This window comes from Streptomyces viridosporus (assembly GCF_002078235.1).
GTDB classification, from domain to species: domain Bacteria; phylum Actinomycetota; class Actinomycetes; order Streptomycetales; family Streptomycetaceae; genus Streptomyces; species Streptomyces viridosporus.
In genome coordinates this window covers 1-7006 of sequence record NZ_MSGP01000168.1, presented here as the reverse complement: position 1 = coordinate 7006, position 7006 = coordinate 1, and the positions used below count along the sequence as shown (strand labels likewise).

Here is a 7006-nt window from a genome sequence, read left to right as displayed (position 1 = left end):
GCTTCCCTTCGGTCTTGCGTTTCCGACTCTATCAGACCTTTCCGGTCCGATTCCCTGTCGGCGGGATTTGCCGTCGGCCTTGGGCTTTCGCCTGTCGGCCTTTCGACATTCACTACGTTAGCCGATTCCCTCGCTCGATTCATAATCGAGCTCTGCAGTTCGGAATTCAGACATGCGGACATGAAGAATCCGAGCCCGCTGGGGGCCGATCTTGTGTAGTGGGTTGGCCGCTTCCGGCTGCAGGCAATCGCCGTACCCGGTTCAAGCGGCTCGGGCTACGCTACGCGGCTTCCAAGATTGAGTCAACCTCGTCGGCGCCTCGGGACATGGGCCCGGTACGGGCTCACCGTCGGGTCGTCGGCGACCCAGAAGCGCCAGGGGTGGACGGCCCCGTCGCCGGAGACTCCGGTGCGCGGGCCGTTGCGCACCTGGCCGGAGGGCACGGGGGTACCGGTGAGGACGCGGAGCGGGGTGTCGTCGGCGGTACAGGCGTCCGTGCCGTTGAGGGCGCGGTCGACGTCCAGGGCCGTGGCCAGGCGGGCCGGGCCCTTGGCCAGTTCCTTGTCGTTGCGGGCCGAGAGTCGACGGGTCCGGGCCAGCTCCGCGCCCTCGATGATCTCGCCGGCACGGAGCAGGACCGCGCTCGCCCGGCCCTCGGGACCGCACACCAGGTTCATGCAGAACCACATCCCGTAGGTGAAGTAGACGTACACGTGGCCGGGCGGGCCGAACATCACGTCATTGCGGGCCGTGCGGCCCCGGTAGGCGTGTGAGCCGGGGTCGTTCGGACCGTCGTAGGCCTCGACCTCGGTCAGACGGAGGGCGATCGGGCCGTCGGGGGTGGTCCGCACCAGGATCCGGCCGAGAAGGTCGGGGGCGACCTCGAGCACGGGGCGGTCGAAGAACTTCCTGGGCAGGGGCGTACGGTCGGGGATCGCGATCATGCCGTCCCAGCGTACTGGAGACGGGCGGTGGCACAGGGTGGTCACCGGGCGCCGCGCTTGCCAGGGTGGGCACGGAACCGGCCACCGCCGGATCGCGTTCTTGTCGATGCAGGTCGACGCATCAGGTGTGGCCCACGGGGGTCGCCGGAGAGGGAGAGACATGGCGTTCAAGAAGCTGCTCGCGAGTCTGGGAGCCGGCGGGGCCTCGGTCGAGACGGTGCTGCACGAGGCCAACGTCGTTCCGGGCGGTGTCGTCCAGGGCGAGGTGCGGATCCAGGGCGGGTCCGTGAACCAGCAGATCGAGGGGCTGTCCGTCGGGCTGCAGGCCAAGGTCGAGGTGGAGAGCGGCGACCAGGAGTACAAGCAGGACATCGAGTTCACGAAGTCCCGGCTGGGCGGTGCCTTCGAGCTCCAGGCGGGCGCGGTGCACGCGGTGCCGTTCGGGCTGGAGATTCCCTGGGAGACGCCGATCACGATGATCGACGGGCAGGCGCTGCGCGGGATGAACATCGGGGTGACCACCGAGCTGGCGATCGCGCGGGCCGTGGACTCCGGTGACCTGGACCCGGTCAACGTGCACCCGCTGCCGGCGCAGAAGGCGATCCTGGACGCGTTCATCCAGCTGGGCTTCCGGTTCAAGAACGCGGACATGGAGCGCGGCCACATCCGGGGCACCCGGCAGAAGCTGCCCTTCTACCAGGAGATCGAGTTCTTCCCGCCGCAGCAGTACCGGGGGCTGAACCAGGTGGAGCTGAGCTTCGTGGCCGACGAGCGGGAGATGGACGTCGTGCTGGAGATGGACAAGAGGGGGGGCCTGTTCAGCGAGGGCAGCGACACCTTCCGGTCCTTCAAGGTCGGGCTGAACGACTACCAGGGGACCGACTGGGCGGCGTACCTGAACCAGTGGCTGTCGGAGGTCGGCAGCAGGCGCAACTGGTTCTAGGCTCGGTCCCACCGGACGTAGACGATCAGGAGGTACCGAGGTGACCGAGCTCAAGCGGCGGCCGCTCCCCCATGACTTCCATCCGCCCGTGCCGTCGTTCACGGTGACGAGCGAGGACGTCGAGGAGGGGGCGACGCTCAAGGACGCTCAGGTCCACGCGGCGGGCAACACCTCGCCGCAGTTGCGGTGGGAGGGCTTCCCGCCGGAGACCAAGAGCTTCGCCGTGACCTGTTACGACCCCGATGCCCCGACCGGCAGCGGGTTCTGGCACTGGGTGGTGTTCGACATCCCGGCCTCGGTGACCGAGCTGCCGGCGGGTGCGGGCAGCGGCAAGTTCGAGGGGCTGCCCGAGGGCGCGGTCCACGCGCGCAACGACTACGGCACCAGGGAATTCGGCGGTGCCGCGCCGCCGCCCGGTGACGGACCGCACCGGTACGTGTTCACGGTGTACGCCGTGGACCAGGAGAAGCTCGGTCCGGACGCGGACGCCTCTCCTGCCGTGGTGGGCTTCAACCTGCGGTTCCACACGATCGCGCGTGCCCAGCTGATCGGTGAGTACGAGGTGCCCGCCGAGTCCTGAGCGATTCGGGCGCTTCCGAGCGTTCACGGAACGTTTGCCCGCCCCTGGTCTTGGAATTGATCAGGGGCGGGCATTTTTGTTGCCGGGGGTCGCGGGAGTCACCTCCCGCTGGAGCAGCAGATATTGCGTTGTCCATCCCGGTGTGCCCGGCCAGAGTTGATCCCAGCCCGCCGAGGAGTGGGCCGGTGCACACGGGAGGTGGGCTGGTATGCGGGACACGCTGGTACTGAACGCGAGCTTCGAGCCGCTGTCGACGGTGACGCTCAACCGAGCCGTCGTTCTGGTGCTCCAGGACAAGGCTGTCGTCGAGCAGGCCCACCCCGAGCTGCGGATGCGGGGAGCCGCGGTCGACATACCGGTGCCCCGGGTGATCCGGCTCTGCCAGTACGTGAGGGTGCCGTTCCGAAGACAAGCGCCGTGGTCGAGGCGGGGTGTCCTGGTGCGGGACCGGCACAGGTGCGCCTACTGCGGGCGGCGGGCGACGACCGTGGACCACGTGGTGCCGCGGTCGCAGGGCGGTCGGGACACCTGGCTGAACACGGTGGCCTCGTGCGCGGAGGACAACCACCGCAAGGCGAACCGGACTCCGGCGGAGGCGGGGATGCCGCTGCTGCGGCAGCCGTTCGAGCCGACGCCGGCGGACGCGATGCTGCTGGCACTGGGGCAGGGCGACTTCGACGCGCTGCCGGAGTGGCTGGTCCAGTCCGCGGCCTAGCTCCGGTCCGGATACCGGCGACGGGCCTGCTCCCCGGGGAATCTCCCGGGGAGCAGGCCCGTCGTTCGGGTCGCGGTCGGCGTCGGGTCAGTCGATGGACGGCTTCTCCCGGCGCTCCTGGTGCGGGACGCTGCCCCCGGAGGCGCCGTTGCCGCCCGAACCGCCGCCCCCCATGGCCCCGAAGTTGCCCACGGCGCCGGAGAGGCCCTTGAGCGCGTCGCCGATCTCGCTGGGGACGATCCAGAGCTTGTTGGCGTCGCCCTCGGCGATCTTGGGGAGCATCTGGAGGTACTGGTAGGACAGCAGCTTCTGGTCCGGGTCACCGGCGTGGATCGCCTCGAAGACCGTGCGGACGGCCTGGGCCTCGCCCTCGGCGCGCAGGGCCGCGGCCTTGGCCTCGCCCTCGGCACGGAGGATCTGGGACTGCTTCTCGCCCTCCGCGCGCAGGATCTCGGACTGCCGGACGCCCTCGGCCTGGAGGATGGCGGCGCGCTTGTCGCGGTCGGCGCGCATCTGCTTCTCCATCGAGTCCTGGATGGAGGTGGGCGGTTCGATGGCCTTGAGCTCGACGCGGTTGACGCGGATGCCCCACTTGCCGGTGGCCTCGTCGAGGACGCCGCGCAGGGCCGCGTTGATCTCCTCGCGGGAGGTCAGGGTCCGCTCCAGGTCCATGCCGCCGATGATGTTGCGCAGCGTGGTGACGGTGAGCTGCTCGATCGCCTGGATGTAGCTGGCGACCTCGTAGGTGGCGGCCCGCGCGTCGGTCACCTGGTAGTAGATGACGGTGTCGATGTTGACGACCAGGTTGTCCTGGGTGATCACCGGCTGCGGCGGGAAGGGGACGACCTGTTCGCGCAGGTCGATGCGGTTGCGGATGGTGTCGATGAACGGGACGACGATGTTGAGGCCCGCGTTGAGTGTCCGCGTGTAGCGGCCGAAGCGCTCGACGATGGCGGCGCTGGCCTGTGGGATGACTTGGATCGTCTTGATCAGGGCGATGAAGACCAACACCACCAGGATGATCAGGACGATGATGATGGGTTCCATCGTCGGTTTCCCGTACCCTTCTTCGCCTCGGCGCCTTGGACAGATCCTATGCCTGCTGAAGATCTTGCTGGTCGAGTCTGACAGACCCTCGCGGAACTCGGGGGTGGTTCGGCCCAGTTGTGTCGTGCGAGGTCACATGACGATGGCCGTGGCTCCCTCGATGTCCACGACGTCCACTTCCTGGCCCACTTCATAGGCACGGTCGGCGTCGAGGGCGCGTGCCGACCAGACTTCGCCGGCCAGCTTGATCCGGCCGCCGGAGCCGTCGACGCGTTCCAGGACGACGGCCTGTCTGCCCTTCAGGGCGTCCACGCCGGTGGCGAGTTGGGGCCGTTGCGCGCGGTGTCTGTTCGCGATGGGCCGTACGACGGCGATGAGGGCGGTCGAGACGACGGCGAAGACCACGACCTGGGCGACGGCGCCGCCGTCGAAGAACCCGGAGACCACTGCCGCGGCGACGGCGCCCACCGCGAGCATGCCGAGTTCGGGCATCGCGGTGATCACGAGCCCGATGCCGAGCGCCGCCGCGCCGATCAGCCACCACAGCCATGCGTCGATGTCCACAGGGTCATGGTAGGACCGCGCGCCCGGTCCCCGACAGGGCGCCGGTCGGTGGGAAAGGGCCTTCGTGCCCGGTGGGTTGAGGGGCCGTAGGTGTTCAGGACATCGGGAGGCCCTGGGCGGTCCAGCGGTCGCCGACCTGTTCGACGACGAGCGGCAGGCCGAAGCAGAGGGAGAGGTTGCGGGAGGTGAGTTCGAGCTCCAGCGGACCGGCGGCGAGGACCTTGCCCTGGCGGATCATCAGGACGTGGGTGAAGCCCGGGGCGATCTCCTCGACGTGGTGCGTGACCATGATCATGGAGGGGGCGATCGGGTCGCGGGCGAGGCGGCCGAGGCGGCGCACGAGGTCCTCGCGTCCGCCGAGGTCGAGGCCGGCGGCGGGCTCGTCGAGGAGCAGCAGCTCGGGGTCGGTCATCAGGGCGCGGGCGATGAGGGTGCGCTTGCGCTCGCCCTCGGAGAGGGTGCCGAACCTGCGCTCCAGGTAGGCGGACATGCCGAGGCGGTCGAGGAAGGCGCGGGCGCGCTGCTCGTCGACGTCCTCGTACTCCTCCTGCCAGCCGGCGGTCATGCCGTAGGCGGCGGTGAGCACGGTCTGCAGGACCGTCTGGCCCTTGGGGAGCTTGTCGGCCATGGCGATGCCGGCCATGCCGATGCGCGGGCGCAGTTCGAAGACGTCGGTGCCGGGTGTGCCGAGGGTCTCGCCGAGGATGGTCGCGGTGCCCCTGGTGGGGTAGAGGTAGCTGGACGCGATGTTGAGGAGGGTGGTCTTGCCGGCGCCGTTGGGGCCGAGGATGACCCAGCGCTCGCCCTCCTTGACCGACCAGGAGACCTGGTCCACCAGAGCCCGGCCCTCGCGAACCACGGATACGTCCTGAAGTTCCAGAACATCGCTCATGAGCGCCTTGTCTCCCCTTGCAGTGTGGCCGGTCTCGGCTGTCGCGTAACGCCTGTGGGTCGGTCCGCCGCACCCGTGGGCGCAGCCCTCCATGAAATCTACGCCACCGGCCGGGCCGGGCATTCCATCGGGCCGGTCCTGAGGTCGCCCTAGGGTGGAGGCATGCTCTCGGAACCGCGCGCTGGACGCCTTGCCGCTTGGGGAAACGCCCTGTTTGCCGGACTTGTCTCGCCGGATGACGCCGTGCTCGCCGTCGTGGGCGAGGACGCGGTGCACCGGGTGGCGGGGCTGCCGGGTGAGTCCGCGCCCGTGGGGCTCACCCTGGCGCTGGGGCGGCTGCGGGCGCTGGGGGCGACCGGGCTGCGGGTCGCGCTGCCCGCGCCGGGGCATCCGCTGGGGCTGAGCGGACCGCCGGAGTTCAACGCGCGGGCGCTGGAGGCCGAGGAGGCGGTGGTCTGTCACGGGGCCGCGTTCGGGCTGGTGCCGGAGGTGCACGAGGCCGGGCCGGAGGGTGATGTGCATGTCGAGGTCGTGTGGCACTGCCTGGCGGTGCGGGAGGCGCCGCCCGCCGACGTGCCCTCGCTCGGTGAGGCCGAGCGGGAGCTGGCGGAGGCGCTGCGGGAGGCGACCGAGGTGCTGACGCGGCTGGACGTGGCCGGGTCGGGGCCGGTGGCCCGGGCGGCGGTCGACGCCTACCGGGCGCGGGCCGAGGCGGGGCGCGGGATGCTGGCGCCGGGGTATCCGCCGCGGGCGGTGCGGGTGCTGGAGTTGGCGCAGCGGGTGGGGACGCTGATCGCGCTGGCGGGTGCGAGCGGGCACGGGGGTGCGGTGAGCGCCTCGGAGATGGCGGCGCGCGGGGAGGCGCTCAGGCCGGTGGAGCGAACGGCTCGGCGGGCGCAGGTCGCGGCGTACAACTCCGTGGTGGAGGAGCGGGAGCGGGGGGCGCGGTGACGTCCTGCGGTTTCGGCGGCCGACGTTGACGCCGAGGCGGAGGTGCGCGCCCGGCGCCGACGGGTGCCTCCCGGGCCCCGGAGCACCGGGGAGGCACGGCCGACCGCAGCCGGGGCGGCATGCGACCGGCCTCCCGTGTGGGGCCGGGAGGCCGGGGGCTTCGCTGCTCCGGGGACGGGCGTCAGCCGTTGACGGCCACGTTGCCGAAGGCCGGGTTCAGCAGGCCGATGACGTTGACGCTGTTGCCGGAAACATTAACCGGGACGTCGACCGGGACCTGGACGAGGTTGCCGGAGACGACGCCCGGGGAGCCCACGGCCTTGCCGCCGGTACGGGCATGGCCTCCGCCACCGAGGGCGCGCACGCCGGC

General features: G+C 70.6%; 9 protein-coding genes. 4 read left to right on the top strand and 5 right to left on the bottom strand.

All coding sequences use genetic code 11. The features are described from left to right. Window positions 1-302: 302 nt before the first annotated feature. On the bottom strand, window positions 303-944 hold the full coding sequence (locus B7L92_RS13115; RefSeq protein ID WP_081237590.1) for a DNA-3-methyladenine glycosylase: 642 nt from the start codon (window positions 942-944) through the stop codon (window positions 303-305). A gap of 160 nt (window positions 945-1104) precedes the next feature. Between B7L92_RS13115 and B7L92_RS13110 the strand changes: the two genes are divergently transcribed. The 3 genes from B7L92_RS13110 (at window position 1105) to B7L92_RS13100 (ending at window position 3182) form a co-directional block, all read left to right on the top strand. Further along, window positions 1105-1887 carry a sporulation protein gene (locus B7L92_RS13110; RefSeq protein WP_004989956.1) on the top strand — a complete coding sequence of 261 codons (783 nt, stop codon included), beginning with the start codon at window positions 1105-1107 and terminating at the stop codon, window positions 1885-1887. A gap of 40 nt (window positions 1888-1927) precedes the next feature. Then, window positions 1928-2467 carry a YbhB/YbcL family Raf kinase inhibitor-like protein gene (locus B7L92_RS13105; RefSeq protein ID WP_081237589.1) on the top strand — a complete coding sequence of 180 codons (540 nt, stop codon included), beginning with the start codon at window positions 1928-1930 and terminating at the stop codon, window positions 2465-2467. Window positions 2468-2675: 208 nt separating this feature from the next. Next, window positions 2676-3182 (top strand): HNH endonuclease, encoded by a 507-nt coding sequence (locus B7L92_RS13100; RefSeq protein ID WP_081237588.1) that lies wholly within the window; start codon window positions 2676-2678, stop codon window positions 3180-3182. Between the two features lie 87 nt (window positions 3183-3269). On the opposite strand, the gene B7L92_RS13095 is transcribed toward B7L92_RS13100, so the two are convergent. The 3 genes from B7L92_RS13095 to B7L92_RS13085 form a co-directional block, all read right to left on the bottom strand. Beyond that, window positions 3270-4229: an SPFH domain-containing protein gene (locus B7L92_RS13095; protein ID WP_004989950.1), complete on the bottom strand. Its 960-nt coding sequence runs from the start codon at window positions 4227-4229 to the stop codon at window positions 3270-3272. A gap of 132 nt (window positions 4230-4361) precedes the next feature. After that, complete coding sequence (locus B7L92_RS13090; protein WP_004989947.1) at window positions 4362-4793, bottom strand: NfeD family protein; 432 nt, start codon at window positions 4791-4793, stop codon at window positions 4362-4364. Window positions 4794-4887: 94 nt separating this feature from the next. After that, window positions 4888-5685 carry an ABC transporter ATP-binding protein gene (locus B7L92_RS13085; protein ID WP_081237587.1) on the bottom strand — a complete coding sequence of 266 codons (798 nt, stop codon included), beginning with the start codon at window positions 5683-5685 and terminating at the stop codon, window positions 4888-4890. A 162-nt stretch (window positions 5686-5847) separates the two neighbouring features. Between B7L92_RS13085 and B7L92_RS13080 the strand changes: the two genes are divergently transcribed. Beyond that, the gene (locus tag B7L92_RS13080; protein ID WP_081237586.1) at window positions 5848-6636 is read left to right on the top strand and encodes an Rv1486c family protein; all 789 of its coding nucleotides are present in this window, start codon (window positions 5848-5850) and stop codon (window positions 6634-6636) included. Window positions 6637-6817: 181 nt separating this feature from the next. Here the strand turns inward: B7L92_RS13080 and B7L92_RS13075 are convergent, their stop codons facing one another. After that, window positions 6818-7000, bottom strand: a complete 183-nt coding sequence (locus B7L92_RS13075) for a chaplin (protein ID WP_081237591.1) — start codon at window positions 6998-7000, stop codon at window positions 6818-6820. Window positions 7001-7006: the final 6 nt, after the last annotated feature.

Bases quoted from the DNA above. Each gene is read 5' to 3' on its own strand.
- B7L92_RS13100 (WP_081237588.1), top strand. From the start codon at position 2,676: ATGCGGGACACGCTGGTACTGAACGCGAGCTTCGAGCCGCTGTCGACG.
- B7L92_RS13085 (WP_081237587.1), bottom strand. From the start codon at position 5,685: ATGAGCGATGTTCTGGAACTTCAGGACGTATCCGTGGTTCGCGAGGGC.
- B7L92_RS13080 (WP_081237586.1), top strand. From the start codon at position 5,848: ATGCTCTCGGAACCGCGCGCTGGACGCCTTGCCGCTTGGGGAAACGCC.
- B7L92_RS13115 (WP_081237590.1), bottom strand. From the start codon at position 944: ATGATCGCGATCCCCGACCGTACGCCCCTGCCCAGGAAGTTCTTCGAC.
- B7L92_RS13095 (WP_004989950.1), bottom strand. From the start codon at position 4,229: ATGGAACCCATCATCATCGTCCTGATCATCCTGGTGGTGTTGGTCTTC.
- B7L92_RS13110 (WP_004989956.1), top strand. From the start codon at position 1,105: ATGGCGTTCAAGAAGCTGCTCGCGAGTCTGGGAGCCGGCGGGGCCTCG.